Source organism: Streptomyces polyasparticus, assembly GCF_014493765.1.
In the GTDB taxonomy this organism is placed as follows: domain Bacteria; phylum Actinomycetota; class Actinomycetes; order Streptomycetales; family Streptomycetaceae; genus Streptomyces; species Streptomyces polyasparticus.
Genome location: NZ_JACTVJ010000012.1, coordinates 259564 through 286557 on the forward strand (window position 1 = coordinate 259564; position 26994 = coordinate 286557).

26 protein-coding genes are annotated in these 26994 nt (G+C 71.3%); 13 read left to right on the forward strand and 13 right to left on the reverse strand.

Features of this window, described 5'->3' with window-relative positions; genetic code table 11:
* Positions 1 to 23 precede the first annotated feature (23 nt).
* Positions 24 to 734, reverse strand: a complete 711-nt coding sequence (locus H9Y04_RS25765) for a GNAT family N-acetyltransferase (protein WP_187816389.1) — start codon at positions 732 to 734, stop codon at positions 24 to 26.
* A 98-nt stretch (positions 735 to 832) separates the two neighbouring features.
* Positions 833 to 1285, reverse strand: coding sequence for a winged helix-turn-helix transcriptional regulator (locus tag H9Y04_RS25770; protein WP_187816390.1), 453 nt, complete (start codon positions 1283 to 1285; stop codon positions 833 to 835).
* 130 nt (positions 1286 to 1415) lie between these two features.
* Here H9Y04_RS25770 and H9Y04_RS25775 point away from each other — a divergent pair, with 130 nt between their 5' ends.
* Positions 1416 to 1781 (forward strand): DoxX family protein, encoded by a 366-nt coding sequence (locus tag H9Y04_RS25775; protein WP_187816391.1) that lies wholly within the window; start codon positions 1416 to 1418, stop codon positions 1779 to 1781.
* Between the two features lie 36 nt (positions 1782 to 1817).
* On the opposite strand, the gene H9Y04_RS25780 is transcribed toward H9Y04_RS25775, so the two are convergent.
* From H9Y04_RS25780 to H9Y04_RS25795, 4 genes are all read right to left on the reverse strand, one after another.
* The gene (locus H9Y04_RS25780) at positions 1818 to 2291 is read right to left on the reverse strand and encodes an NUDIX hydrolase (protein WP_187816392.1); all 474 of its coding nucleotides are present in this window, start codon (positions 2289 to 2291) and stop codon (positions 1818 to 1820) included.
* Between the two features lie 53 nt (positions 2292 to 2344).
* Positions 2345 to 3949 carry an apolipoprotein N-acyltransferase gene (lnt, locus tag H9Y04_RS25785; protein ID WP_438818144.1) on the reverse strand — a complete coding sequence of 535 codons (1605 nt, stop codon included), beginning with the start codon at positions 3947 to 3949 and terminating at the stop codon, positions 2345 to 2347.
* A gap of 60 nt (positions 3950 to 4009) precedes the next feature.
* Positions 4010 to 4564 carry a hypothetical protein gene (locus H9Y04_RS25790; RefSeq protein ID WP_187816393.1) on the reverse strand — a complete coding sequence of 185 codons (555 nt, stop codon included), beginning with the start codon at positions 4562 to 4564 and terminating at the stop codon, positions 4010 to 4012.
* A gap of 96 nt (positions 4565 to 4660) precedes the next feature.
* Positions 4661 to 5446, reverse strand: a complete 786-nt coding sequence (locus H9Y04_RS25795) for a glutamate racemase (RefSeq protein ID WP_308801100.1) — start codon at positions 5444 to 5446, stop codon at positions 4661 to 4663.
* A gap of 58 nt (positions 5447 to 5504) precedes the next feature.
* On the opposite strand from H9Y04_RS25795, the gene H9Y04_RS25800 reads away from it, so the two are divergent.
* Positions 5505 to 6689 carry a glycosyltransferase gene (locus H9Y04_RS25800; RefSeq protein ID WP_187816395.1) on the forward strand — a complete coding sequence of 395 codons (1185 nt, stop codon included), beginning with the start codon at positions 5505 to 5507 and terminating at the stop codon, positions 6687 to 6689.
* An 18-nt stretch (positions 6690 to 6707) separates the two neighbouring features.
* Here the strand turns inward: H9Y04_RS25800 and H9Y04_RS25805 are convergent, their stop codons facing one another.
* Positions 6708 to 8018: a TerD family protein gene (locus H9Y04_RS25805; RefSeq protein WP_438818145.1), complete on the reverse strand. Its 1311-nt coding sequence runs from the start codon at positions 8016 to 8018 to the stop codon at positions 6708 to 6710.
* Positions 8019 to 8390: 372 nt separating this feature from the next.
* Here H9Y04_RS25805 and H9Y04_RS25810 point away from each other — a divergent pair, with 372 nt between their 5' ends.
* The 3 genes from H9Y04_RS25810 (at position 8391) to H9Y04_RS25820 (ending at position 11125) form a co-directional block, all read left to right on the forward strand.
* Positions 8391 to 9386: a class I SAM-dependent methyltransferase gene (locus tag H9Y04_RS25810; protein WP_187816396.1), complete on the forward strand. Its 996-nt coding sequence runs from the start codon at positions 8391 to 8393 to the stop codon at positions 9384 to 9386.
* Positions 9387 to 9783: 397 nt separating this feature from the next.
* Entirely contained in the window at positions 9784 to 10242 is a 459-nt protein-coding gene (locus H9Y04_RS25815; protein WP_187816397.1) for a DUF6643 family protein, read from the forward strand.
* Between the two features lie 46 nt (positions 10243 to 10288).
* Positions 10289 to 11125 carry an MOSC domain-containing protein gene (locus H9Y04_RS25820; protein ID WP_236071375.1) on the forward strand — a complete coding sequence of 279 codons (837 nt, stop codon included), beginning with the start codon at positions 10289 to 10291 and terminating at the stop codon, positions 11123 to 11125.
* Between the two features lie 56 nt (positions 11126 to 11181).
* Here the strand turns inward: H9Y04_RS25820 and H9Y04_RS25825 are convergent, their stop codons facing one another.
* A complete protein-coding gene (locus H9Y04_RS25825; protein ID WP_187816398.1) occupies positions 11182 to 11583 on the reverse strand; it encodes a RidA family protein in 402 nt (133 codons plus the stop codon).
* 108 nt (positions 11584 to 11691) lie between these two features.
* Here H9Y04_RS25825 and H9Y04_RS25830 point away from each other — a divergent pair, with 108 nt between their 5' ends.
* From H9Y04_RS25830 to H9Y04_RS25840, 3 genes are all read left to right on the forward strand, one after another.
* Positions 11692 to 12594 (forward strand): LysR family transcriptional regulator, encoded by a 903-nt coding sequence (locus tag H9Y04_RS25830; protein ID WP_187816399.1) that lies wholly within the window; start codon positions 11692 to 11694, stop codon positions 12592 to 12594.
* Positions 12595 to 12800: 206 nt separating this feature from the next.
* A complete protein-coding gene (locus H9Y04_RS25835) occupies positions 12801 to 13406 on the forward strand; it encodes an Rv1733c family protein (RefSeq protein ID WP_187816400.1) in 606 nt (201 codons plus the stop codon).
* A 137-nt stretch (positions 13407 to 13543) separates the two neighbouring features.
* Complete coding sequence (locus tag H9Y04_RS25840; RefSeq protein ID WP_187816401.1) at positions 13544 to 15937, forward strand: right-handed parallel beta-helix repeat-containing protein; 2394 nt, start codon at positions 13544 to 13546, stop codon at positions 15935 to 15937.
* Here the strand turns inward: H9Y04_RS25840 and H9Y04_RS25845 are convergent.
* Positions 15907 to 18264: a hypothetical protein gene (locus H9Y04_RS25845; RefSeq protein ID WP_187816402.1), complete on the reverse strand. Its 2358-nt coding sequence runs from the start codon at positions 18262 to 18264 to the stop codon at positions 15907 to 15909. The genes H9Y04_RS25840 and H9Y04_RS25845 overlap by 31 nt on opposite strands.
* A gap of 212 nt (positions 18265 to 18476) precedes the next feature.
* Here H9Y04_RS25845 and H9Y04_RS25850 point away from each other — a divergent pair, with 212 nt between their 5' ends.
* The 3 genes from H9Y04_RS25850 to H9Y04_RS25860 all read left to right on the forward strand — a co-directional run bounded on the left by H9Y04_RS25850 (position 18477) and on the right by H9Y04_RS25860 (position 20555).
* Positions 18477 to 19307: a DeoR/GlpR family DNA-binding transcription regulator gene (locus H9Y04_RS25850; RefSeq protein WP_187816403.1), complete on the forward strand. Its 831-nt coding sequence runs from the start codon at positions 18477 to 18479 to the stop codon at positions 19305 to 19307.
* 148 nt (positions 19308 to 19455) lie between these two features.
* Positions 19456 to 19941 (forward strand): SRPBCC family protein, encoded by a 486-nt coding sequence (locus tag H9Y04_RS25855; protein ID WP_187816404.1) that lies wholly within the window; start codon positions 19456 to 19458, stop codon positions 19939 to 19941.
* 62 nt (positions 19942 to 20003) lie between these two features.
* Positions 20004 to 20555 carry a YciI family protein gene (locus H9Y04_RS25860; RefSeq protein WP_187816405.1) on the forward strand — a complete coding sequence of 184 codons (552 nt, stop codon included), beginning with the start codon at positions 20004 to 20006 and terminating at the stop codon, positions 20553 to 20555.
* Between the two features lie 91 nt (positions 20556 to 20646).
* Here H9Y04_RS25860 and cds1 read toward each other — a convergent pair whose 3' ends face one another.
* Positions 20647 to 21744 carry an L-cysteine desulfhydrase Cds1 gene (gene cds1, locus H9Y04_RS25865; protein WP_187816505.1) on the reverse strand — a complete coding sequence of 366 codons (1098 nt, stop codon included), beginning with the start codon at positions 21742 to 21744 and terminating at the stop codon, positions 20647 to 20649.
* Positions 21745 to 22124: 380 nt separating this feature from the next.
* Here cds1 and H9Y04_RS25870 point away from each other — a divergent pair, with 380 nt between their 5' ends.
* Together H9Y04_RS25870 and H9Y04_RS25875 are read left to right on the forward strand one after the other, a co-directional pair.
* Positions 22125 to 22454, forward strand: a complete 330-nt coding sequence (locus H9Y04_RS25870; RefSeq protein WP_187816406.1) for a hypothetical protein — start codon at positions 22125 to 22127, stop codon at positions 22452 to 22454.
* A 241-nt stretch (positions 22455 to 22695) separates the two neighbouring features.
* Positions 22696 to 23175: an ATP-binding protein gene (locus H9Y04_RS25875; protein ID WP_187816407.1), complete on the forward strand. Its 480-nt coding sequence runs from the start codon at positions 22696 to 22698 to the stop codon at positions 23173 to 23175.
* 171 nt (positions 23176 to 23346) lie between these two features.
* On the opposite strand, the gene H9Y04_RS25880 is transcribed toward H9Y04_RS25875, so the two are convergent.
* The 3 genes from H9Y04_RS25880 to H9Y04_RS25890 are packed head-to-tail and all read right to left on the reverse strand — an operon-like array spanning position 23347 to position 26989.
* Positions 23347 to 25911 carry an ABC transporter permease gene (locus H9Y04_RS25880; protein ID WP_187816408.1) on the reverse strand — a complete coding sequence of 855 codons (2565 nt, stop codon included), beginning with the start codon at positions 25909 to 25911 and terminating at the stop codon, positions 23347 to 23349.
* The gene (locus H9Y04_RS25885; protein WP_187816409.1) at positions 25908 to 26699 is read right to left on the reverse strand and encodes an ABC transporter ATP-binding protein; all 792 of its coding nucleotides are present in this window, start codon (positions 26697 to 26699) and stop codon (positions 25908 to 25910) included. The genes H9Y04_RS25880 and H9Y04_RS25885 overlap by 4 nt, the downstream gene beginning before the upstream one ends.
* Positions 26696 to 26989: an SHOCT domain-containing protein gene (locus H9Y04_RS25890; RefSeq protein WP_187816410.1), complete on the reverse strand. Its 294-nt coding sequence runs from the start codon at positions 26987 to 26989 to the stop codon at positions 26696 to 26698. Before H9Y04_RS25890 ends, H9Y04_RS25885 begins: the two co-directional genes overlap by 4 nt.
* Positions 26990 to 26994 lie beyond the last annotated feature (5 nt).

The window sequence follows — 26994 nt, forward strand, 5'->3', positions numbered from 1 at the left end:
GCTTACGCGTACCGAGCCGGGGCTCAGAACCCCGTCGGATACGGCACCTTCGCACCGACGAACGGGGTGATGCCCCTGCGGCGGAAGCCGAGAGATTCGTAGAGGCGTATCGCGCCTTCGTTCTCGGTCGACGCATGCAGGAACGGGATCTCGCCCCGCGAACGTATGCCGAACGCCACCGCCCGCACGAGACGCGTGCCGAAGCCGCGGCCGCGGAAGGCCGCGTCGGTACAGACGGCGCTGATCTCGGTGTAGCCGGGCGGGTGCATCCGCTCCCCCGCCATCGCGACCAGGCGGCCTTCGCGCCGTATGCCGAGATACGTGCCGAGCTCCACGGTCCGCGGCATGAAGGGTCCGGGCTGTGTCCGCGCGACGAGGTCCAGCATCTCGGGGGCGTCCGCGGGGCCGAGTCGTACGGCCTCGGGGTCGGGGCGGGCGTCGACGTTCTCGTCGACCAGCTGCACGCCCTGGCCCTCGAAGGTGATCTTCCAGTCGGCGGGCGGCGCGGTGCGCAGACCGGGCAGCGCGACCTCGTTGCCCGGGCCGCGCAGCGCGGCCAGATCCGCCCAGTCCTGAGCGTCGGGCTCGTCCGGCAGCGCCTGCCAGAGCGCCACGTCCGTGGGATAGCTCAGTGCCTGACCGCGCCGCTCGGCGAAGTGGGCGTGGGGCCCAAGGAGCGCGGCGTACGCCGGGTTGTCCAAAACGTGCTGGGTCACCGGCGGTGCGGCGGTCATGGGTCGTGCTCCTCGGTTCTGCCATGAAAATACGCGGCCGCAAAGAGCGACCGCGATCGTAAAGTGCGACAGAACATCCAAGCACATACAAACCCGGGTTATTCCCCGGGCGACCCCTTGCGGCGAGCGGCCTCGTCGTGCGCGGCCCGGCTCTCCATGATCCGCGCGTTGTTCTCCACGGCCCATCCGGCCAGCGCCAACGCCGGCGGGATCAGGCTCCGGCCGAGCGGCGTCAGGGCGTACTCGACACGCGGCGGCACCTCCGCGAAGGCCGTACGGGACACCAGGCCGTCGCGGGTGAGGTGGCGCAGGGTGAGGGTCAGCATGCGCTGCGAGATACCCGGAACGTGCTGATGCAGTTCGCCGAAGCGCATCCTGCGCCCGTCCAGGGTGGCCACGATCAGGAGCGTCCACTTGTCGCCGATCCGGTCGAGCACGGCACGGACCGACCGGCCGCCGTCCCCGCGGATCATGCAGGTGTGCTCGTACGGCGTGTTCGCCGCCGCTCCGTCCGGCTGTGGCTCCGACGCCTCCGGCTGCACCTGTGACATGACCGCTCCTCGCGCTTCAGGCACATCCGTGTGCCTGTCTCAGGCACACGGATGTGCCTTTTGTAAGCCCCTCGACGCTGCCCCATCATGAGGCCACTTCCTGCCCGCAACCCACCCTCGGGGGACTGCCATGACCGTGGCCTACTGGATCGTCGCCGCACTGCTCGGCCTGTTCTACCTCTACTCGGGCGGCGTCAAGGCCGTGCGCAGCCCCGAGCGGCTGAAGCCGATGATGGCCTGGGTGGACACGGTGCCGCTGCCGGCACTCAGAGCGCTCGGGATCGTCGAAGTCCTGGGCGCCCTGGGCCTGTTGCTGCCGCCGCTGACCGGCATAGCCCCGTGGCTTGCCGTCGCGGCCGCCGCCGGCCTCGTCGTACTGCAGATCGGGGCGATGCGCCTGCATCTGTCCCGCGGCGAGGTGCGCGAGACCGGCCTGAACATCACCCTGATCGTGCTCGCGGCGGCGGCCGTGTGGCTGGGGACCGTCTGGGTCTGAGCAATCAGGCAGTCGGCAGTCCGGCAGCCGACCGGCTCAGACCGTCGGGTCGAACCAGGCGGGCTCGTCAAGGAGCGCCTGCTTGATGCGGAACAGGCCGAACTCGTGCAGCGGCGGCAGCGCGTCCACGGAGAACCAGCCGACCTCGAGGGACTCCTCGTCGTTCACACAGGCCTCGCCGCCGACGGCACGGCAGCGCATGGTGATGTCCATGAACTGGCACTGGTCGCCGTTCGGATACGTCGTCGGATCCAGCGTCTGCACGAGGACGACCCGTTCGGGTACGCAGTGGACGCCGGTCTCCTCGTAGACCTCGCGCACCGCACAGGCCGCGGGCTGCTCACCGGGCTCGGGAATGCCGCCGATCACCGACCACTTGCCGGTGTCGGCGCGCCGGCCGAGGAGGATTCTGCCCTCGTCGTCGAAGACGAGCGCCGTCACGCCCGGCAGGAACATGAGTTGGTGGCCCGCGGTGGCCCGGATCTCTCGGATGAAGTCGGGAGTGCCCATACCCCCGACCCTAACCCGCGGCTGATCTACGGCCGGGCCGATCCCCCGGCCGTTCACTCCCCGGCCGTACGACGCTCCTTGACCCGATGCGCGACAGCCCAGCCGATCCCGCCGAAGGCCACGGCGACCAGGGCCAGTTCGGGCGCGATGCCGAGCTTGGTGGCCGGGGTCTGCGAGGAGCGCAGCGGCACCTCGGCGACCAGGGTGTCGGCCGTGAACCAGGTGGTGCGCTGCACGATCTCGCCGTCCGGCATGATCACGGCGCTGACGCCGCTGGTCACCGGCACGGTGACGGTGCGGCTGTGCTCGACGGCACGGATCCGGGACATGGCGAGCTGCTGGTAGGTCATCTCGCTGCGGTCGAACGTGGCGTTGTTGCTGGGCACCGAGATCAGCTGGGCGCCATGAGTGACGGTGTCGCGTACGGCCCAGTCGAACGCCGCCTCGTAACAGGTCGCGAGCCCGACCTTCGCCCCGGCCATCGTGAACACACCGGGCTCGCTGCCCCGGCTGAAGTCCTTGCGCACCATCGAACCCCACTCGGGGTTGATCATGTCGACGACGGAGCGCAGCGGCAGGAACTCGCCGAAGGGCTGGATCTGCCGCTTGTCGTAGGTCTCGGTGGGGCCCTTGACCGGGTCCCACAGGATCTGCTCGTTGAGCAGCCGGCCGTCCTCCTCCTCGACGACACCGCCGACGGAGATGGGTGCGCCCACGGCCTTCGCCGCGGCGTCGATGTCGGCGTACGCGTCCGCGTTGCGGAAGGGGTCGATGTCGGAGGAGTTCTCCGGCCAGAGCACGAAGTCGGGCTTCTTCGCCTTGCCCTCGCGGACCCGCTCGGCGAGCCGCAGCGTCTCCTTCACATGGTGGTCGAGTACCGCCTTGCGCTGGGCGTTGAAGTCGAGTCCGGCCTGCGGCACGTTGCCCTGGATGACGGCGACGGTGGCGGTGCCGTCCTCGGCCGCGTCGGAGACCAGCGGCAGCGAGGCGAGCGCCCCCACGACCGGTACGGCGACGGCGGCGAGCGCCACGGCCGCGGCGCCCCGGTGCAGGCTGCGGGTACGGCGGTACGCGAGAACCACCCGTACCGCCGCGAAGAGACCGAAGCCGCAGAGCACCACGGCGAAACCGAGCACCGGAGTGCCGCCGAGTGCGGCAAGCGGCAGGAACACCCCGTCGGCCTGGCCGAAGGCGACCTTCCCCCAGGGGAAGCCGCCGAACGGTGCCCGCGCGCGGGCCGCCTCGCCCAGCGTCCATACGGCGGCCGCCCACAGGGGCCAGCCCGGCAGCTTGGACACCGCGGCGATTCCGACCGAGGTGACCGCGACGAACAGCGCCTCGATCGCGACCAGCGCGAGCCACGGCCCGGGGCCGACCTCGACGCCGGTCCACACGAGCAGCGGCAGCAGAAAGCCGAGGCCGAAGAGATAACCGCGGCCCAGCGCGCTCTTCCAGTCGCGTCCGCGCAGCGTCCAGGCGAGTCCGGCGAACGCGGGCAGCGCCAGCCACCACAGGGTGCGCGGCGGGAAGCTCACGTACAGGAGCAGGCCGCTGAGCGCCGCGACCGCGAGCGGCACGAGCCGGCGCAGGAGTCGAAGGCCGCGCGGTTCGGGCGCGGGCGGAGTCTGCTCGCCGGTCGGGGTGATGGTGGCTGTCACGCCGCGGAGTCTACGGCGCGCGGCTGTGACCAGGGAAAGGGCGTTCGGTTCGACGGAAGATCAGGCGCCCTGCGCGGGGCCTGCGCTGGGCAGCCGCAGCCGCTCGCGGATGAACTGCACCGCGGCTTCGGCATCGTCGACGGTGACGGTGAACTTCCGCCCGTCGCCCAGGTTCAGGACCAGGCCTTCTCCCCGCCGTACGACGACAGCGGTGCCCTTCTCGGGGCGCCAGCGGCAGCCCCAGCCGCCCCACTGCTGCGGCGTGATCTTGGGGGCGAACTCGGCGGTGACGACATGGTCGAGCAGGATGCGCCGCCTCGGCAGACCCATGTGCCCGCACCGCACTTCGAGGGCGTCCTTGTCCACTCGCACCGCCACATGGACGAAGGCGAGGGTGCCGAACAGCATCAGGAGACCCGCCGCCACGCAGCCGACCACCGCCATCACCAGCGGCGCGAGTCCGGAGGTCCAGGGGGAATCGACGGCAAGCTCGATGCCGAGCGCCATGCAGGCCGCGCCGAAGCTCGCGAGCAGCCACTGCACACGGTTCGTGGCACGGCCGGTCCAGATGTCCGGCTGGGGCGCTGAGCCCCGCTCTTCGTGGGGGTCCCTCATGGCGTGAAGGCTACTAGTGTTCCGCTGCGAAGGCACGGGATCGCGGAGCGTGACATTCGGTTGTGGGACCCATGTATCCGGCGGGTCCCGGCGGCTTCAGTGGGCCGCGCTGGTCACCTTCAGACGACGGCCTTCCGCGTACGCGAGCGCGGCGGCCGGAAGGTCGCCTTCGCGGCCGGTGAGCAGCACGGTCAGGGAGCCCGTGGCGGGGGCGTCGGGTGCGGGTTCGATGTGGGTGCGGCGCAGGGCCTGGGCGGCGACGGCGCCCGCACTCCCGTGCAGGGCGAGGGGAGCTTCACCGGGCTGCTGTACGGCGGCTCGGATACGCTCCGCGACGAGTTCGTAGTGGGTGCAGCCGAGAACCACGGCGCGGACGTTCTTCGGGGTGAGCGCGGCGGCCGCGGCGATCGCACGGTCGATGGCCGCCTCGTCGGCGTGCTCAACGGCGTCGGCGAGACCGGGGCAGGGCACCTCGGTGACGTCGATCCCGGCCGCGAACTCCTTGATCAGGCCGCGCTGATAGGGGCTGCCGGTGGTGGCGGGCGTGGCCCAGATCGCGACCGGGCCGCCGCCGGCGGCGGCCGGCTTGATGGCCGGGACGGTGCCGATCACGGGGATCTGCGGTTCGAGACGGGCGCGCAGCGCGGGCAGGGCGTGCACGGAGGCCGTGTTGCAGCCGACGATCAGCGCGTCCGGGTGCAGAGCGGCGGCGGCCTCGGCGCAGGCGAGGGCGCGGCCGGTCAGATCCTCGTGAGTGCGCTGGCCCCAGGGCATTCCCTCGGGGTCGCAGGTGAGCACGAGATCGGCGTCGGGCCGCAGTCGCCGCACCGCGGCGGCGGCGGGGAGCAGGCCGATTCCGGAGTCCAGGAGCGCGATCTTCACCCGGCCCACCATAGATGATTGCGCCCTTTGGACCGTGGTGTGGGGCATCATCGCGGGGATGAGCGCACTCGCTTGGACCGCCGCCCTGTCGCTCGCCGCCTGGCTGTGGCTGCTGCTCGGACAGGGCTTCTTCTGGCGTACCGACATCAGGCTGCCCGACCGCCGCGATCCCGATCGCTGGCCCTCGGTCGCGCTGGTCGTACCGGCCAGGGACGAGGCCGCGGTGCTGCCGCTGAGTCTGCCCTCGCTCCTGAAGCAGGACTATCCCGGCGAGGCGCGGATCTTCCTCGTCGACGACTCCAGCTCGGACGGCACCGGGGAGTTGGCCCGCACCCTCGCGGCACAGCACGGCGGGCTGCCGCTGACGGTGACGACACCGGGTGAGCCGCCGGCGGGCTGGACGGGGAAGTTGTGGGCGGTGCGGCACGGGATCGCCGAGGCCAGGCAGGCCGCGCACCCCGAGTATCTGCTGCTCACGGACGCCGATATCGCCCACGAGCCGGACAGCCTGCGGGAGTTGGTGGCGTCCGCGCACGGCTCGGGGTTCGATCTGGTCTCGCAGATGGCGCGGCTGCGGGCGACGAGTGTCTGGGAGCGTCTGATCGTTCCGGCGTTCGTGTACTTCTTCGCGCAGCTGTATCCGTTCCGCTGGATCGCCGTGGACGGGGCGCGGACGGCGGCCGCGGCGGGCGGCTGTGTGCTGCTGCGCGACGAGGCCGCGGCCCGCGCACGCGTGCCGGAGTCGATCCGGCACGCGGTGATCGACGACGTGGCACTGGCGAGGGCGGTCAAATCCAGCGGCGGCCGCGTCTGGCTGGGGCTCGCCGACAAGGTGGACAGCGTCCGCCCGTATCCGCGGCTCGGTGATCTGTGGCGGATGGTCTCGCGCAGCGCGTACGCACAGCTGCGGCACCAGCCGCTGCTGCTGCTCGGCACGGTCGCGGGTCTGCTGCTCGTATACGTGGTGCCGCCGGTGGGCCTGGCCGTGGCCTGGGCGGCAGGGGACGGGCCGGCCGCGTGGGCGGCCGGCCTCGCGTGGCTGGTGATGACGGCCACGTATGTCCCGATGCTCCGCTACTACCGGCAGCCGCTGTGGCTCGCTCCGCTGCTGCCGGGGACGGCGGTGCTCTATCTCCTGATGACCGTGGACTCGGCCGTGCAGCACTACGAGGGGCGTGGTGCCGCGTGGAAGGGCCGCACCTATGCGCGGCCCGACCGCACCGAAGCCGCCCCCGACCAGTGAGGCCTCACCAGTGGGGTGTCACTTGCGGCCCGGGGTCCAGTCCAGACCCCAGCCGTACGCGTAGTCGACGGTGCGCTGCGGGCTGACGCCGCGCTCGGGGACCAGGAACCGCGATTCGCGTCGTACAAGCAGATCGCCGTGCTCGTTGGTGAGCAGGGCCAGGGCGCAGACGGTCGAAGGGACCGTGCACTCGTCGAGCGAGAAGTCGATGGACGCGCCGTGCTGCGGGGTCAGCGTGACCGTCGCGTTCAGGTCGGCGAAGCTGCGGGCGCCCTCGTAGATCGTGACGAAGATGAGGATGCGCCGAAAGGCGTTCTTGTGGTCGAGGTTGATCGAGAGGTTCTCACCCGTCGCCAGGGCGCCGGTGCGGTCGTCGCCGTCGAGATGGATGTACGGCGGGTGGTCGAGCGAGCCGAAGGCGTTGCCGAGGGCCTGGATCACGCCCTTGCGGCCGTCGGCGAGTTCGTAGAGCGCGCACAGGTCCAGGTCGAGGTCCGCGTGCATGGCGACGGCGCGGCCGAGTTTGGCGCCCCAGCCCTTGAACTGCTTGCGCACCTGCCAGTTGAGGTTGACCCGCATCCCGCCCGAGATGCCGCCCTGCTTGGTGAGCGAGACCGTGGGCGCGTTCTTGGTGAGCGTCACCTTGGTGAGCTGGACCGGGTTGGGTGCGACCGGCGGAGCGGACGGGGGCGGCGGGGCGACCGGAGGGACGTGGGCCGCGGGGGTGGTCACCGTCGGCGTGGGCACAGGTGCGGGAGCCGGGGTCGGTGCGGGCGCGGGCGCGGGCTGCTGCGGTTCGTCGACCGTGATCCCGAAGTCCGTCGCCAGGCCTTCGAGTCCGCTGCTGTAGCCCTGGCCGACCGCGCGGAACTTCCACGCGCCCTGGCGCCGGTAGAGCTCACCGAGGACGAAGGCCGTCTCGACCGAGGCGTCCGCGCTCTCGTAGCGGGCGATCTGGGCGCCGCTCGCCGCGTCCACCACGCGGATGTTCAGGCCCGGCACCTGACCGAACGTGCCGCCGTCCGCCGATGCCGCGATCACGACCGTCTCGACGGCGGGCTCCACCCGGCCGAGGTCCACGGTCAGGCAGTCGACGGTCTGCCCGCCGTCGGCGCGCTTTCCTTCGTGCCGTACCGCACCGGAGGCGTGCGAGGGCTGGTTGTAGAAGACGAAGTCCGCGTCACTGCGCACCTTGCCGGAGGACAGGAGCAGCGCGGAGGCGTCGGCGTCCGGCACACCCGGACCGGACCGCCAGCCGATCTCGATGCGGACGGCGGGCGCGGGCACCGCAACATTCGAGCCCTTGGGCATGGAGTTCTGCATGGACATTCGTGCCCCCATCAGCGCGTCGTCGCCTCGGAAAAAGTCCCCACCGTCGGGGCCGCCGGCTGTCTTCGCCGGTGGGGCCCCTTGCGTACCCGCACAACTTAGCCCGCCCGCCGGTCAGGCCGCTTGCCGTCTGCACGGCAGATCCACATCCGGCCGGCGCTCCGCGCCCGTCCGCCGCTCCGTTCGGCGGTGCGCCGTTCATGGCCCGTACGCCGGTCCGTCACGGCGAGTCCATCCGCGCACGCGAGCCTGCGACACCCACAAGTGCCTTACTCCCCCCACCACTTGGCTCCGCCGCTCCTTGTTCACGGGGACCACCGGTTCCACCGGTGCCCCCGATTCCACCGGTTCCGCGCGAGACATGAGGTCACCATGCCGTCCCTCGGCCAGCTCTACCCGCAGCTCGACACCGTCGAACTGCCGGAGGATCTTCCGTACACCCAATGCAGCGCCTTCGAGCTGCGCTTTCTCTATCTGCTCGGCAAGCACCGGCTGACCGGTGCACAGGGCGACCTGGTCGAACTGGGCTCCGGCGGCGGAGGTTCCACCTATGCCGCGGCGCTGGGTCTGAGCGAGAACCCGGAGTTCGACCGGAGTTCCGCGAAGCTCCATGCGTACGACTTCTTCCGCGTCGGAAAGGGCACTTTCGCCACCGAGAAGTTCTTCGCGGGCGGGAAGGCCCCGGAAGGGCAGAGTTCCTTCCTGGAGGACTTCCAGGAAGTCCTCGGCCCCTTCCTCGACTTCGTCGAGATACACGCGGGTGACATCTGGGAGACCTCCGACCCGGACGAGAAGCGGCCCATCGAGTTCCTCCATGTCGACATCGCCAAGACCGCGCGCGTGTGGACCTGCGTGGCCGAGCGCTTTCTGCCCCGCCTCGCGCCCGGATCGGTGGTGCTGCACCAGGACTTCGCCGGCCCCCGGCTGCCCTGGCTGCACTACAGCACCGGTGCGCTGCTCCCCTATATCGAGCTCGCGGGGCCGCCGATCCGCTCGACCCTCGCGTTCGAGGTCACCGAGGAGATCCCGGCGGAGGTCCTGCGGGCCGTCGCCGAGGACGACTTCGGCGTCGAGCGGAAACTCGCTCTCATCTCGGCCGTGCAGGAACGGCTCGACCGCGACCACACGGGCGGCATCCCTTTCCGATCCGTACTGGAACTCGCGAAGGCCTTCGTACTGCATTACGAAGGCGATCACCGGCGCGCGTGGAAGATCGCGGAGCCGCTGACGTCCGACGAGTATCTCGCCCGCACCCGCGCCGACCACTTCCGCCAGGTCAAGGACCGGCTGCCCGCACCCGCTCCCGTCCGGCGCTCCGGCGTGCGGCGCAGGCTGGGCCGGCTCGCCCGCAAGGTGGGGCTGCGCTAGGACGTCGTCCTCGAAGCTCACCGTCCCGGGTGAACTTCGTACGGGCTCGGCGGGGGGCAGCCGCCCCCTGCCGCACGCCCCCTGCCCGCGCCGCACTCCCGCCCGTGGAAGCGGCCGGCTCGAACGAATCCGGAGTTCCGTTTCGACACCGGTTCGTGACACCCGCGCAGCCCGAGTCCGAGGTTGTGCGGGCCGTGCCGTACCCGCGGCTGGTTGAGGGAAACCAAACTGGACAATTGAGCGACATTTTGACCGTTCGTATCCGGCTTTGGCGACTGCGAGTTGAGCGCATGGCACGCAAAGCGAAAGGAGCGCGTCAAGTCCTGATGTTTTCCACACAAGCCCCACCGATGTCAGGGCTATCCAACCAGCACATCGTGGGCTTAACTTATGTGCCATGACCTCCCCCCGCTCCACCTACGGCGGCGGTTACTACTCCGCGCCGTCCTTCCCGGACACCCCGATCTACGACTCCCTCGTGGCCGAGCGGGGTACGCCGCAGATCGCCCCGATCCGGGTGCCCTCCGCGTACGACACGCCGGGCAGCTACCTGCCCGCACTGCCGGCCGCGCTTCCCGCGCTGCCTGCCGCCCCTTCGCCGCAGCCGGCGCAGCACTCGTATTCCTACGGCCAGCAGCAGGCGCCCCTGCAGCACGCGCCCGCTCCGTACATCCCGCAGCAGCCTTCGGTGCAGCGCGGCGGCTATGCCGGCCAGCAGCCGATGCCGCAGCAGCAGCGTCCGGTGGCGGGCAACGGGTACGAGGCCATGCGCCCGGCCGCCCCGCGCCCGGCCGCCGCGCCGATGCCGTACGAGGACCCGTACTACCGCCAGCATCCCGGCGGCCGCGGCTACTGATCGACCGGCTGTGGAGTCCCCGGAGCGGACTGGCAGGATGGGCTCCATGCCGACCTCGACAGCACATGCGATGAACCTGCATGCGATTCATGTCCACCCGCTGAAGGCGGCGCGAGGTTTCGCGCCGCCTTCAGCCGTGGTCGAGCCCTGGGGGCTGGCCGGTGACCGGCGCTGGCTCCTGGTCGACACCGACGGCCGCCTGGTGACCCAGCGAGGGCAGCGGCAACTCGCTCTCGTCGAGCCCGAGTTGACCGAGGACGGGGTGCGCTTCGCCGCCCCGGGCCGCGAAGCGCTGAGCGTGGCGGTACCCGAGCCCGAGGGCACCGTGACGGTAGGGGTGTGGCAGGACAAGATCGAGGCGGTGCTCGCCGCGGACGAGGCGCACGCCTGGTTCAGCGAGTATCTGCAGACCGATGTACGGCTGGTCCACCTCGACGACCCGGCCACCCGCAGGCCCATCGACCCCGAGTTCGCGCGGCCCGGCGAGACGGTGTCGTTCGCGGACGCCTATCCGCTGCTGCTGACCACGCTCGCCTCGCTCGACGCCCTCAACTCGCTGATCGCCCAAGGGGATCACGCCGACGAGGGTCCGCTGCCGATGAATCGTTTCCGCCCCAATGTGGTCATCGCGGGTGCCGCCCCCTGGGCCGAGGACGACTTCCGCCGGATCGCCATCGGCGAGGTGGTCTTCCGGGTGGCGAAGCCCTGCGGACGCTGCGTGGTGACGACCACGAACCAGCTCACGGCCGAACGCGGCAAGGAACCGCTGCGCACCCTGGCGCGCCACCGCCGCTTCGGCGACGAGCTGGTCTTCGGCCAGAACCTGATCCCGGAGACGACGGGCACTCTCCACGTCGGGGACCCGGTCCGGCTGCTCGACTGAAGGCTCCCCGGCCACGGGTTCCTCGACCAAGAGCTCCTCAACCAAGAGCTCCTCGACTAAGAGTTCCGCGGCCCGCTGTCACGCCGTGCGTCCACCTCGATCTCGATCTTCATCCTGGGGTCCGCGAGGCCGCACATCAGCATCGTGGCGGCGGGCCGCACCTCGCCGAAGCGGCGCCGCAACACCGGCCAGCAGGGCTCGAAGTCCTTGCGGTCGGGCAGCAGATAGCGGACCCGCACCACGTCGGCAAAGGTGCAGTCCGCCTCGGCCAGCGCGGCCTCGATGTTGCGCAGGCACTGCTCGGCCTGCTCCACGACATCGTCGGAGATCGTCATGGTCGTGTAGTCGAAACCGGTCGTTCCGGACACATGCACCCGGTCGCCGTCGACCACGGCCCGGGCGTATCCGATCTGTTCCTCGAAGGTCGAACCGCTGAGGATCACGCGTCGTTCTGTCATGCGCCGAACGCTAAGTGGCCTGCATCGATACGTCTAATACGCCTACGCGCATGACCTGATATCCCTGAGCCTATGGAGCGTCGTATCCCTGGTCGTGTCCCGGAGCGTATGGAGCGTCCCGAGCTCCCCCTGCCCCAGCTGCACGCCTTCGTCGTGCTCGCCGAGGAACTGCACTTCGGCCATGCGGCCGCCCGACTCGGCATCGCCCAGCCGCCGTTGAGCCAGCAGATCCGCCGGCTCGAGGACAAGGTCGGCCACGCGCTGTTCGTCCGCGCGCCCGGCGGCGTCGCCCTGACCCCGGCGGGAAGTGAACTGCTGCCCGCCGCGCGGCGGATGCTCGACGCGCTCGCCGACGGATTGGCCGCCGCCCGCGCCGTCGGCAGCGGCCGGGCCGGCCGGCTGCGCATCGGCTTCTCCGCCTCCGTCGCCCTGACGGTCCTGCCCGGCCTGCTGCGCACCTTCCACGAGCGGCGTCCCGGTGTGCAGCTCGACATCCGCGAGATGACCACCGCTCCGCAGCTCGGGGCCCTGCACGACCGCAGCATCGACATCGGGCTGCTGCGGGAGCCCCCGGACGACGAGCCCGAGCTCGGCTTCCGTACGGTGCTCAGCGAGCACTTCGTCGCCGCGCTGCCGTCCTCCCACCCTCTCGCCGCCCAACGCACCGTGCGCCTGGACCAGTTGGCCCAGGACCCGTTCGTCCTGCTGCCGCGTGCGGTCGGGCCGACGCTCTACGACCAGATCATGGACCTGTGCACCGCGGCGGGGTTCACACCTCAGCCGGCCCAGCACGCCGTGGAGTGGCAGACCGTCTGCGCCCTCGTGGAAGCCGGTCTGGGCGTCTCGCTCGCCCCCGCGAGCATCCGGCGCATCCGCCTCAAGGGCGTGGCCTTCCGCAAAATCGACCCCGGCACCGCCCGTACCCGCGTGGCCGTCGCCTGGCGCGCGAACGACCCGAACCCCCTGGTCGCACAGCTGTTGGCGACGCTCGCCGAGGAAGCCGGCAGGTAGCCACCGGCACCGGACACCGACCCCCACTGGGCAACCGGCGCGGCACGGAGGAGAATCAAGGGCAGCACGAAATGCCCCGTGGCCGTGACGGGCCCGGAGCCGATCAAAAGGGACGTCATCGCGGGGATGATGCCGTCCGTTTTGGGCACCTGTTGTACGGGACCGTGCCGTGACGTCACCGCGGACACGGAAGGGGTGCACAGTCAATGCGAACGATCACAGGACTATGGCGCTGGCGGGGCAACCCGCTGCGTCGCGCGACCGACCTCGCCGAGGCCTGGGTCGCTCTGGCGGCTCTGCTCGCCATGCTGCTCGTGGCACCGGTGGTCGGGGCCGCGGTCGGGGCTTCGAGCAGCGCGGCGCTCCAACGTGCGGTCCAAGTTCAGCATGACTCCCGGCATGGTGTACAGGCGACGGTAGACAAAATTTCGGGCCATACGCGCCTCGACCCCGACCCCGAGACCTCCGCCGAGCGGGACCCGAGCGTCCGCGTGCACGCGGACTGGCAGGCCCCCGACGGGACGTGGCAGCGCGGTGTGGTGCCCAGCGGCATGACCGACCCCCAGCCCGGCGACCGGTTCCTGCTCTGGGTGGACGAGCAGGGCAGTCCGGTCGCGAAGCCCATGGCGACCGGCACCGCGGGAATCCATGGCGCGCTCGCCGGCATCGGCGCCGCCGGCCTCACCGTCGGTCTGGTCGAGGGCCTGCGCCGTCTCGCCCTCTGGCAGATGCTGCGCCGCCGCTACGCCCGGTGGGACACGGAGTGGGCACAGGCAGGCCCCGACTGGGGACGTACGGGAACCGGCAGTTGAGGCCTCCGGTCACGCACTGGCCATAGGTTTCTCCTCACAGTGACGACCTGCCGGACCGGTCAATGCGGCCGTCGCGCGCACGCTACGGTGGAGCGGCAGACGTGACGGATACGCAGAGGTGGGGGCTAAGCAGCGCCATGGCTCAGGGCACGGTCCAGGTGACGCACACCGGCACGTCGCGGTGGCGGCGCCGCACCGGCGAATACGCCTCCCTCGCCGCCGCATTGGAAGCGGCGGGCGACGGCGATGTGCTGACCGTCGCCCCGGGTACGTATCGCGAGAACCTCGTGGTGCTGCGGGCCGTGACCCTGCGCGGCCCCGAGGGTTCACCCGGTTCGGTGCGCATCGCGCCTTCGGACGGGGTGCCGCTGACCGTACGGGCCTCCGCCGTCGTCCAGGATCTGCAGCTCGAAGGGCAGGACGCGGCGGCGCCCGCGCTGCTCGTGGAGGAAGGGGCGCCCGAGCTCTCGGATCTGCGGATCGTGACGCGCTCGGCCAGCGGACTCGAAGTGCGCGGGGGTGCCCGGCCCACCGTGCGCCGCTGCACCGTCGACAATCCGGCCGGGATCGGCATCGCCGTACTGGACGGTGGCGGCGGGGTCTTCGAGGAGTGCGAGGTCGTGGCCGCCGGGCAGACCGGCGTCGCCGTGCGCGGCGGAGCGCATCCACGGCTCGAGCGCTGCCGGGTGCATCACGCGACGGGTGCGGGCCTGAGCGTCACCGGCGAGAACTCGGCGCTGGAGGCGCTGGGTTGCGAGGTGTACGAGATCAAGGGCGCCGGCATCCAGGTCACCTCCCGGGCCACCGCGCATCTCACCGACTGCGATGTGCACCGTACGACCGCCGACGGCGTCACCCTCGACACGGACGCGGTGCTGACGCTGTCCGACTGCCGGCTGCACGACATCCCCGAGAACGCGGTGGATCTGCGCTCGCGTTCGGTGCTGACCCTGACGCGTTCGACGGTGAGCCGCTTCGGGCGCAACGGCCTCTCGGTCTGGGACCCCGGCACCCGTGTGGACGCCAACCAGTGCGAGATCCACGACAGTACGGGCGACTACCCGGCGGTCTGGGTCAGCGACGGCGCGACGGCGGTCCTCGAGGCCTGCCGGGTGCACGATGTGCCCGACGCGTTGTTCGTCCTCGACCGCGGCTCGCGCGCCGACGTGGTCGACTCCGATCTCTCCCAAGTACGCAACACCGCCGTGTCGGTGAGCGACGGTGCCACCGCCCAGCTCGACGACTGCCGGATCCGGGAGGCCGCGACCGGCGCCTGGTTCCGCGACCACGGCAGCGGCGGCACGCTGAGCGGCTGCACCATCGACGCGGCGCAGACGGGTGTGATCGTCACCAAGGGAGCCGATCCGTCCATCGAGCGCTGCACGGTGACCTCGCCCGCCGAGGCCGGCTTCTATGTGTCGGCCGAGGGCCGCGGCTCGTTCCACGGATGCCGGGTGACGGGCAGCGGCGGCTACGGCTTCCATGTCCTCGACGGCTGCCGTACGACCTTGCGCAAATGCCGTACGGAGCGCTGCGCGCGCGGGGGTTACGAGTTCGCCGAGGACGGTCCGCAGGTCGAGGACTGCACCAGTGACGAGAGCGCGGGGGTGCGGCCGGCGGCCCAGGAGACGGCGGTGCAGACCGCCACGCAGACGGTCGGACTGCTCGGGTCGATCCCCGGCCAGCGCAGCACCGAGCAGGAGGCGTCGGCCGTGCCCGTGCGCAGTTCGAAGGCGGTGCTCGGGGAGCTCGACAAGCTGGTCGGCCTGGAAAGCGTCAAGCGGGAAGTGCGGGCGCTCACCGACATGATCGAGGTCGGCCGCAAGCGCCAGGAGGCCGGTCTGAAGGCGGCGTCCGCGCGTCGCCATCTGGTGTTCACGGGCTCCCCGGGCACCGGCAAGACGACCGTCGCGCGCCTGTACGGAGAGATCCTGGCGGCCCTCGGCGTCCTGGACAAGGGCCATCTCGTGGAGGTGTCCCGGGTCGATCTGGTCGGCGAGCACATCGGCTCGACCGCGATCCGTACGCAGGAGGCCTTCGAAAAGGCCCGCGGCGGCGTGCTGTTCATCGACGAGGCCTACGCCCTGTCCCCCGAGGACTCCGGCCGTGACTTCGGACGTGAGGCCATCGACACCCTGGTGAAGCTGATGGAGGACCACCGCGAGGCGGTCGTCGTCATCGTCGCGGGCTACACGGCGGAGATGGAGCGCTTCCTGTCGGTCAACCCCGGTGTCGCCTCCCGTTTCTCACGGACCATCACCTTCGGCGACTACTCCCCCGAGGAGCTGCTCAGCATCGTGGAGCAGCAGGCCGAGGAGCACGAGTACCGGCTCGCCTCCGGTACGGGCGAGGCGCTGCTCAAGTACTTCACCGTGCTGCCCAAGGGTCCGGCGTTCGGCAACGGACGTACCGCGCGCCAGACCTTCGAGGCGATGGTGGAGCGGCATGCGGGCCGGGTCGCCCAGCTCGCCGAGGTGAACACGGACGACCTGACCCTGCTCTATCCCGAGGACCTGCCCGAACTCCCCTGAGTCTCCTCGGGGTCGGGGCCGGGCTGGGACGGAACGGCTCCCAACCCCTGTGCCGCCGGGGGCCGCAGACGCTGCAGGAGCTCCTCGCGCTCCTCGTCGAAGGCCGGGTCGGCCTGGTAGTCGGAGTGCCCGAGAATCGGCGCCGGCAGCGGACAGGCCTGCGTACGCCCGTACGCCAAGGGGTCCTTGAGCGCTGGATGGTCGACCGCCGGACCGCACTCGCCCTCCAGGCCGATCGGTCCGCCTATGGGGTCGGTGGGCCGGTGCAGGTTGCGCCAGCAGTCCACCTCCCGGTGCAGTGCGGTGAGGGCGGCCGGCCCGAAGTGCGCCGGGAACCACCGCCCGTACAGCCGCTGCAGAGGTGAGCCGTAGGTGAGGAGGCCGACGCCTCTGCGGACCTCGGGGCTCAACTGCCAGACGGCCGCGGCCGCGAGGACGCTGCCCTGCGAATGCCCGGAGATGACCAGGCGGCCTTCGTGCCGCTGTGTCCAGGTGGCCATGCGCCAGGTCAGGTCCGGCACGGCGCGCTCCGCATAGCAGGGCGGGGCGAAGGGGTGGGCGGCACGCGGCCAGAAGGTGCCGACGTCCCACAGGATGCCGATGGTCCGCCGGGCGGAGGCGTCGCGGTAGGCGCGCCGGCCCCAGGTGACGAACAGTATGAAGCCGAAGCCGATCAGCCAGGAGCCGAGCGCCTGCGCGGTCTGGGCGGCCCCGCCGATGAAGCCGGGCGCGCCGGCCGCCGCGACGCCGGGCACCTCGCCGGTCGTCCACGCGCCGACGAGCGCCCCGGCGCCGAGCAGCAGCGTTATGGCGGCGACACAGCCGATGAGCACGGGTGCGCTGTCGGTGAGGGCGGCTCGCGCGCGGGCACCGGCGATCCTCCGCGTACGGGATTCCTCCGGCCGCTCCCCCGCGTAATCCCGCTCCACCCGGGCCTGTTCGCGGCGCCGCCGCCGCAGCGTCCGGGCGATGAAGACCAGGACGAGCAGCAGCACCACGACGAGCAGCAGCGGAATCGCGGAGGCCTGCCAGGTCAGCAGGACCGGCGGGCCCGGCAGCGCCGCGTCGGGGTCGCCGGGGGTGGCGCCGCGGTCCAGCCAGTCGCCGACGCGCTGGGCCACGCCGCCGGACATCACGCCGCCGAGCGCGCAGGCCAGCATCGCGACACTGGGTCCGCCGAGGCCGCGCAGCGCCGTGCTCGCCAGCGGGGCGCTGCGGTACAGCAGCCACGCGACGACGGCCAGGGCCACGACCAGGAGCCCCTGCACCAGGGCGATCCCGCCGAAGGTCTGGTCGCCGGGGAGCCGGCCCGTGGAGATCCAGTCCGGGCGGTCCCAGGCCGCGTACACCAGACAGAGTGCAAGGAGCGCGAGCGAGGCGAGCGGCAGGACGGTCACGACCAGGCGGTCGAGATGACCGTCGACCACCTTGTCCTTGCGGCTGCGCCGGCACACCGCGTAGACCACGATCAGACCGCCCGCGGCCAGTACGCCTTCGAGCGCCCGGCCCGTGACGTCGAGCAGTGCGGGTCCGCCGCTCTCGCGGTCGTGGCGCGCCGCGGCGGAGGCGACGGCGGCGGCGACCGTGAGCAGTCCAGCGGCGGTGTGCGCGGCGCGCAGCCGGGCCACGAACGGGCGGCCGTACCAGAAACCCGGCCGGGAGAGCGCGCTGTGGTGCTGCTCGTCCGGCTGGTCCTCCTGGTGCGGATAAGGCTGCACCGACTCGTACGCGCTCCAGGTGCGATGCGAGAGATACCAGAGCAGACCGGTGAGCGCGGCGGGGACGAGCGCGGCGAGCGCGAGGCGGCGTCCCGGGACGCTCCACCAGCCGCCGCCGGACACCTCGGGTGACAGGAATCCCAGCCAGGCGCGCTCGGCGGCGCACGTCGGGGTGCCCGCGCACTGCCAGGCGGTCAGATCGAGGGCGACCTCGCAGGCCGCGGCGACCAGGAGCACGGTCAGGGTCAGACCGACCAGGCGGACCAGGACGCCGTACGTGCGCACGATGCCGGAGTGGCCGCGGGCGCTCGGACGCATCCAGTGCGCGAGGTTGGCCACCATGAACGGCACGAGGAGCAGCCACAGGGCGCGGGCGCCGTTGCCGGAGGTGAGGCCCGACCAGACGTAGGCCTCGGGGACGGGTTTCTCCCGGTAGTCCTCGGGGCGGCGTTCGGCGTCCGCGTCGTCGGTGCGGCGGTACACCGCAGCGGTGTCATCACCCGTGACCCGTACGGTGCGCGGGTCGCCGAGCATCTTCTCGGGCGTGGCGCCGCCCACCCCGTGGACGAGCAGTTCAAGAGCGGTCTTCTCCGCCGTGGCACGCTGCACCGGTCAGCAGCTCCCCCGTGAGTCACGTACGTACTGAGCGAAATTGTGCGAGCCAAGGATCCCGCCCCGGAGAGCGCGTGTGCACCCCTCGTCACGGAATCTCCCCGCGGTGTGCGGTTTCGCGCCCATCCCTCGGACCGCCCGGAACCGAATGCGGTGTCACGTGCAAAGATGAGGGCTCTTTCGACATGCTGACCGGAGTGGGAGCGGGCGTGAGCGAGAACCAGAACCTCCTCGCGGAGCAGCGCCGCGCCCTGATCCTCGACGAGGTCAGGCGCCGCGGCGGGGTCCGCGTCAATGAACTGACGCGCAAGCTCGGCGTCTCCGACATGACGGTGCGACGCGACCTGGACGCGCTGGCCCGCCAGGGGGTCCTGGAGAAGGTGCACGGCGGCGCGGTGCCGGTGGTCGAGGCGTCCACGCACGAGCCGGGGTTCGAGGCCAAGTCGGGTCTCGAGCTGAGCGCCAAGGAGGACATCGCGCGCTCGGCCGCCGAGCTCGTGGCGCCCGGCAGCGCGATCGCGTTGTCCGGCGGTACGACCACCTTCGCCCTGGCGCACCGGCTGCTCGACGTGCCCGATCTGACCGTGGTGACCAACTCCGTGCGGGTGGCCGATGTGTTCCACTCGGCGCAGCGCAGCGGTGGCTCGGGCCAGGGTGCGGCGACGGTGGTCCTGACCGGAGGGGTGCGCACGCCGTCGGACTCGCTGGTCGGCCCGGTCGCCGATCAGGCGATCGGCACGCTCCACTTCGATCTGCTCTTCCTCGGGGTGCACGGCATCTCGGCCGAGGCCGGGCTCTCCACGCCCAACCTCGCCGAGGCCGAGACCAACCGCCGGCTCGTGCAGTCCGCGCGCCGGGTCGTGGTGGTCGCCGACCACACCAAGTGGGGGACGGTGGGCCTGAGTTCCTTCGCCCAGCTGGACCAGGTCGACACGTGGGTGACGGATGCGGGCCTGCCCGGTGAAGTGCGCGAGGAGATCGCGGACCGGGTCCAGCGGCTGGTGGTCGCGGGCAAGGACGCGGAGGCGTCCGAGGGCTGAACCTCCGTGCCGTCCGCTGCAGTTGCCCATGCCACACGGGGTACGGACCGATCGGCAGGGAGAGTTCTTCCGTTGCTGACACACCCTCAGTTATGGTGACCGGGCCCGGCCGACGGGCGCGTTTCCGGAAGGCAACTGGGGGGATCCCATGGCACGCCGACTCAGCCCGGTGGGACTCGACTTTCTCGAAGTGGCGCCCGTACGCCTGGTGTTCGCGCGGGAGATCAGCGCGTCGCCCGCCGAGGCCTATCACGCGATAGCCGAGGAAGTGGAGACGATGCCGAAGTGGTTCCGTTCGGTGAAGCGGGCCACCCCGCACGACGGGGGTGCGCGCCGCACGGTCGTGCTGGGAGTCGGCATCAGGTTCGAGGAGACGATCCTCGCCAAGAAGCCCGACGAGATCTACGCGTACCGCGTCGACGAGACCAACGCTCCCGGCGTCCGTAACCTCGTCGAGGAGTGGCGGATCACCCCGGCCGGATCGGGCAGCAGGATCCAGTGGACGTTCTCCGTGGACGGTGCCGCGCCGCTGCGCGCGTTCTTCAAGATCGCGGGTCCGGGTCTGGGAGCGGCCTTCCGCGGTGCCGTGTCCTCGCTCGACAAGATGCTGGCCAAGGCGCGGGCCCAGCAGTAGTCCCACGCAGGCCCACAGCAGTCGCCCATGGGGCGGAATCCTGCCCGGTGTACCTTCAGCGGATGTTGTACTGCATATACGCCGAGGACGCGCCGGGTGTCGAGGACCAGTTGATCGAGCTGGGCGAAGAGCACTGGTCCTATATGGACCGTTTCGCCGACCGCCTTGTGCTGCGCGGTCCGACGCTGTCCGAGGACGGCGAGGAGCACACCGGCAGCCTGCACGTGGTCGAGGTGGCGGACCGCGCGGCCGCCGAAGCCTTCGCGACGCAGGAGCCGTACTGGCGCAGCGGTCTATACGGTGCGTACACCGCGGACCGGATCGTCGTACGCCAGCAGACCGAGATCAGCCGGGAGTCGGACGCGACGCTGGTGACCGCCCGCTGGGACGGGCGGCCGCTCGGCGACTTCCAAGAGGTGCCCGGGCAGGACGCCTTGGCCTTCTTCGGCCTGCTCCTCGACGACGAGGGCGTACGGTCCGTCGGCTGCCTCGCCGTCGTACGGACCGTGGAGCGGAAGGACGTCGATGCCCTCGTCGATGCGCTCACGGAGGAGATCGCGGACGAGGGCATGACGGTCGAGACGCGGCGTTGGTGCCGCGGCGGGCGTTCGTGACGCGGTGCTGGTGCCGCGGCGGGCGCTCGTGACCCGGCACCGGTACCGCTCCACGTCGTGGTGAGACACCGCTCCAGGTCGTCGTGAGACCTCAGCCGGGCCAGATCCCCGTGTCCAGGAACGACTCGATGGCCGTGCTGTACGGGCCGATGTCCAGGCCCTGTTCGGCGAGCCAGGTGTCCGAGTAGTACTTGTCGAGATAGCGGTCGCCCGGGTCGCAGATCAGGGTCACGACACTGCCCTTCTCCCCCGCGGCGACCATCTCGGCGATGATCTTCAGCGCGCTCCACAGACCGGTGCCGGTCGATCCGCCCGCCTTGCGGCCGATCGCCGCCTCCAGGGCCCGTACGGCCGCGACGCTCGCCGCGTCGGGCACCTTCATCATGCGGTCGATCGCACCCGGCACGAAGCTCGGCTCCATCCGCGGCCGGCCGATGCCCTCGATGCGCGAACCGCAGTCGCTGGTGCAGCCCGGGTCGCCGTTGACCCAGCCGTCGAAGAAGCAGGAGTTCTCCGGGTCGGGTACGCAGATGCGGGTGTCGTGCTGCATGTAGTGCACATAGCGCGCGATGGTCGCCGAGGTGCCGCCGGTGCCGGCCGTCGCCACGATCCACGCGGGCTCCGGGTAGCGCTCCAACTTCAGCTGCTGGTAGATCGATTCGGCGATGTTGTTGTTGCCGCGCCAGTCGGTGGCGCGCTCGGCGTACGTGAACTGGTCCATGTAGTGGCCGCCGGTGCGCTCCGCGAGCGCGGCCGCCTCCTCGTACATGGCGCGCGAGTCGTCCACGAAGTGGCACTGCCCGCCGTGGAATTCGATCAGGCGGCACTTCTCGGCGCTCGTCGTACGCGGCATCACCGCGATGAACGGCACCCCGATCAGCTTCGCGAAGTACGCCTCCGACACCGCGGTCGAACCGCTGGACGCCTCGATCACGGGGGCGCCGGGCCGGATCCAGCCGTTGCACAGGCCATACAGGAACAGCGAACGTGCGAGACGGTGCTTGAGACTTCCCGTGGGATGCGTCGACTCGTCCTTGAGGTAGAGGTCGATGCCCCACTGCTCCGGCAGCGGGAAGCGCAGCAGATGGGTGTCGGCGCTGCGGTTGGAGTCCGCCTGCACCTTGCGCACGGCTTCTTTGAGCCAGTGCCGGTACGTGAGGTCGCTGCGGTCCACATCGATCGTGGACATCACTGCCGGGTTCTGAGGCTTCTCCACCGTGCTCACCGCGCCGCTCCCTTGTCTGCCGCCTGCCCGCCGGAGGTCCCGCCGGGCTCTTCCAGCCCGCTGAAGACGTCTCGGCGAAGCCGCCCTGCCGCCCCAAGCATAGACAGCCAACGCACGCTTCTCACCTGCACAAACATCGCTTTGAGCGGCCCAAAGGCCCCCTTGGGGTGACCAGTTCACTCCGCCGGTCCACAGCACGGGAACACGCAACCCGCGCACAGTTGTGCGACGTCCTGAGGGGCACTGGTGCTCGGGCCGTATCGCGGGCAGACTGCCAGCACCGCCCCGGCACCCGGACGTGCGCGGCGGGGTCGGACCACGGCGGATGCTTGGGGGCGAGCTTCATGGCGGAGACGGAGTTCAGGGCCACGGGCGTACGGATCGGCCGGCGCCTGCGCTCGCTCACGCGGGCCGGACAGGTGCGGATCGCCGGCGGCCGCCTGGAGCTCCTGACGAGCAGCGGCCGCGAGATCGACAGCGCGCCGCTGACCCAGGTGCGCGCGGGGCAGCCCTGGTTCGTGCCCGAGGACAAGGCGGTGGCGACCGTCAACGGCACGCGCTACTCGCTGACCCTGGGTGAACACGACCCGGCGCCCGGTGAATCGGGACCACCGGCCGCGAGCCGCTTCATCGAGGCCGTGCGCCAGGCCACCGGCCGGTTCAAGCGCGGCTGATCCACCCGGACGACAAGCGCCGCCGCGGTGCGCGCCCCGCCGGGTGACCTCGCGTTCCGTCACGCAAGTTGCACAGGCCCATCCCCTGAGTCACCCTGGTCTCACCTCGCTACTCAGGGTTCAACGGCGGTCACGCTGAGACCCAGCCACCGCCCAGCAGGCAGCCACAGTGGGACATCCGGAGGTGACTCCGGATGCGTTTGCCGTCTTCTTCCGGACTCAATTTCGGGGAGTCGCAACCGTGATCAGCCAGCCAAGCAGGCACTGCACGGTGGAGCTCCAGGCCCTGCCGTCGCGGATCGGGCAAGTCCGCAGAATCGTCTCGGCGCAGCTGCGCTACTGGCACCTCGATCCGCTGATCGAAGGTGCCGCGCTAGGCGTCACCGAGTTGCTCACCAACGTCCACCGGCATGCCGAGCCGGACAAGATGTGCACGGTCGAGATCGAGCTGCTGCTCGACCGTCTCACCGTCTCCGTGCACGACCACGACCCCCGTCTGCCGCAGATCCGCGCCGCCGATCCGCTGGCCACGTGCGGGCGCGGGCTCGCGATGGTCGCGGCCGTCAGCGAGAGCTGGGGCGTGCGGCCGCAGGGTCCGGCGGGCAAGACCGTGTGGTTCACGCTGCCCGCGCCGTCGCCCGCGGTGGCACTGCCGGCGTATCCCGCACACGGTGCGATTCCGTTCACCGAGACTCCCGCCCGGCCGGCCGTGGTGGGCTGACCGGGCGGTGATCTTCCCTGCCGTACGGGGGCACGCATGCCTCCGTACGGGAGCGCGCACGCGTCCGCACGGGAGCACGCGTCCTCATGGGCGACCCGACCAAGGTCGGAGCCGCAGCGCAGCGCGAAGGAGTCCCGCCTCGGGCAGGACCCCTGACGCACGGACACGAGTTCACTCCGTCGCGATGGCCCGCAGCACATTCAGCCGTGCAGCCCGCCGCGCCGGCCTGAGTCCGGCCAGTGCTCCGGCGGCGAGACCCACCAGGGCCACCACCGACAGCTGCAGGGGCGGCAGGGCGAAGGCGAACGCGCTGTCGCTCGCGCCGTCCGATGCCTTGACCAGGATCCAGCCGAGGAAACCGCCGAGCGCCAGACCGCCCGCGGTGCCGAACGCGGCGACCAGGACCGACTCCCAGCGGACCATCGCGCGCAGCTGGGCGCGGGTCTGGCCGACGGAGCGCAGCAGGCCCAGTTCACGGGTGCGTTCGTGGACCGACAGGGTGAGCGTGTTCGCGATGCCGAGCAGGGCGATCAGGACGGCCAGGGCGAGCAGGGCGTAGACCAGCGTCAGCATCATGTCGATGCCGCCCGCCGAGGACTCGGCGTACTCGTCGCGGGTCTGCACCTCCGGGTCGCCGTAGGCGGCCGCGGTCTGCTCGACCGCCGCACGACCGTCGGCCGCGGTGACGCCGTCCTTGAAGGTGACCGCGATGAGGGTGTCGGAGTCCTGTGCGCGGTGCGGTGCCCAGGCCTCCCGGGTGATCACGTAGTCGCCCGCGAGTTCCGACCGGTCGAAGACGGCTCGTACGGTGAAGGGTTCCTTATTTCCGTCGGTGAAGGCCAGTTCGGTCGTGTCGCCGACGGCCAGACCACGGTCGCCGGCCTCGTCGCGGGCGATCGCGATCCCGTCGCGGCCCAGCGTGCCCAGTGAGCCGTCGACGGTGCCGAGGTCGAAGCCGCGGGCCAGGTCCTGCGGGTCGGTGACCGTCAACTGGCGGCCCGCGCCGTCGACTTCGGCCACTCCCCTGCCGAGGCCCACGGAGGTTTCGACCTCGGGCAGGTCGGCGAGGGCGGGCGCGAGCCGGGGGCTCAGGCCGCTGCCGCCAGCGCCGAAGGCCGGCGCGCTGACGGCGACGTCGCCCGCGAAGGAGCGGGACACGGTCTGGTCCATGGTCGCCTTGAGGGAAGCGGCGAACACGGTGAACAGGCCGACCACCGCGACCCCGATCATCAGCGCGCTCGCGGTCGCCGCGGTCCGCTTGGGGCTGCGCAGCGCATTGCGCCGGGCCAGACCGCCGGTGACACCGCGCAGCCGGTCGAGGGGTCCGCCGAGGATCCGTACGGCGCGACTGGAGGCCACGGGGCCGAGGACCACGAAGGCCACGAGGGCCAGGACGGCGCCGGTACCGGCCAGCCAGAGCGACGGGGTGACCAGGACACCGGTGAGCGTGATGCCCACCGCGAGGACGCCGAGCGCTCCGCCGAGGACCGCACGCCGGCGCGAGGCGCCGGAGTCGTCGACCTGGCTCTCCCGCAGGGCGGCGAGGGGCGCGGTGCGTCCGGCCCGTACGGCGGGGAGCAGCGCCGAGCCGAGGCAGACCACGATGCCCACGAGCAGCGGCAGGACCATCGCCATGGCCGTGATCACCAAGTCGCCCTCGGGGAAGGGGAATCCGATCGCCGGGAACAGGGCCTGCAGGCCGAGGGCGATGCCGATGCCGCCCAGCAGTCCGGCCGCCGACGCGAGAACCGCGACGGCCGCGGCCTCGATGAGCGTGGCGCCGACGACCTGCTGCCGGGAGGCGCCGAGTGCGCGCAGGAGGGCGTTCTCGCGGGTGCGCTGGGCGACGACGATGGTGAACGTGTTGTGGATCGAGAAGGTCGCGACGAGGAGTGCGATCCCGCTGAAGACCAGCAGGAACACGGTGAACAGGTCGAGGAACTGCGCGGAGATGTAGTCCGTGTTCTCCTCGGCGGACTCCTGGCCCGTGATGGCCTCGACTCCCGCGGGCAGCACCGGAGCCAGTGCACGGACCAGTTCCTGTTGCTCCACGCCGGGCCCTGCCCGTACGGAAATGGAGGACGCCTCACCGGGGTTGGGAGTGAGGTACTTCTCCGCGTCGGCCTGGGTCATGCCGGTGAAGGTCACCTGTCCCATGCCGTCGGCGCCGCCGATGGTTGCGAGGCCGACGACGGTCACCTCAACCGGGTCGGGGGTGCGCAGCGTCGTCGTGTCGCCCACCTTCAGGCCGCCGCTCTTCGCGGCGCCGCGGTTGACGACGACCTCACCGGACTTCGCCGGGGCACGGCCTTCGGCGAGTTGATACGGGTTGAGCTGCGGGTCGGCGATCCAGTTGCCGGCGAGCGTGGGCGGGCCCGCGCCGCCGACGGGATCGCCGTTCTTGCCGATGAGCTGGCCGGCGCCTTGGATGCCGGGCGCCGCGGCGGCGACCTGGGGCAACTCCTCGATGCGGCGGACGAGTTCCGTGTCGACCGGGCTCCGGACGCCCTGGCTCTCGCCGGGGGTCGTGATGGTGTCGGCGCTGCGGACGACGGCGTCGGTGCCCGCGGCGGCGTTGCCGAACATCGAGCTGAAACTGGCCTTGAGCGTGTCGCCGAGCAGGAGTGTGCCGGCGAGGAAGGCGACACCGAGGAACACCGCGGTGAAGGTGCCGGTGAAGCGGCGCTTGTGGGCGCGCAGCGAGGAGAGGCTGAGCCGCGCGGTGGCGGTGTTCATGACGGTCCTCCCTGGGCGCGTGCCGCGGCGGACGGGGTGCCGGTGCGGCCGTCGAAGGCCTTCATCCGGTCGAGCACCTTGTCGGCGGTGGGCGCGGCCATCCGGTCGACGAGCCGTCCGTCGGCGAGGAAGACCACCTCGTCGGCGTGCGCGGCGGCCACCGGGTCGTGCGTGACCATCACGACGGTGCGGGCCATCTGCCGTACGGTCCGTCCGAGGAGGCCGAGGACTTCTTCGCCCGCACGGGAGTCGAGGTTTCCGGTGGGCTCGTCGGCGAAGACGACGTCGGGCCGGCCGGCGAACGCCCGTGCCACGGCGACGCGTTGCTGCTGTCCGCCGGAGAGTTCGGCCGGCCGGTGGTGCAGCCGGTCGCCCAGGCCGACGACGTCGACGAGCGCGTCGATCCACTCGCGGTCCGGCCTGCCGCCCGCGAGATCGATCGGCAGGGTGATGTTCTCGGCGACGGTCAGGGTCGGCAGCAGGTTGTACGCCTGGAACACGAACCCCACCCGGTCGCGCCGCAGCAGCGTAAGCCGCTTGTCGTCCAGGGCACCGAGTTCCGTGTCGCCGATGAACGCGGAGCCGGAGCTCAGCGTGTCCAGACCGGCGGCACAGTGCATGAGGGTGGACTTGCCGGAGCCCGAGGGCCCCATGATCGCGGTGAAGCGGCCGGCCGTGAAGTCGACGCTCACCCCGTCCAGGGCCCTCACCTCGGTGTCGCCGGCGCCGTACACCTTCACGGCGTCGACGACCCGGGCCGCGGCGGCGATGTCCGTCATGGTGCTCATGCCGCACCGCCCTTGGCCCGGCCGCGGTCGCCGCGTCCGAACTGCTCCTCGAGCACGGTCAGCCGCCGCCAGTACTCGTCCTCGTCGATCTCGCCGGAGGCGAAGCGGTGGCCGAGCACGCTCATCGGCCCCTTGGCGTCGGGACCCTCACGCCACGGACCGCGCCGCCCGGGCCACACGGTGCGGCGCAGCAGGGTGACCACGCCGATCACCACGGCCGCCCAGATCAGCGGGAAGAACAGGATCCACGGGCCGGGCCCGCCGTCTGCGAAGTGCGCCAGGGTCTCCATGACAA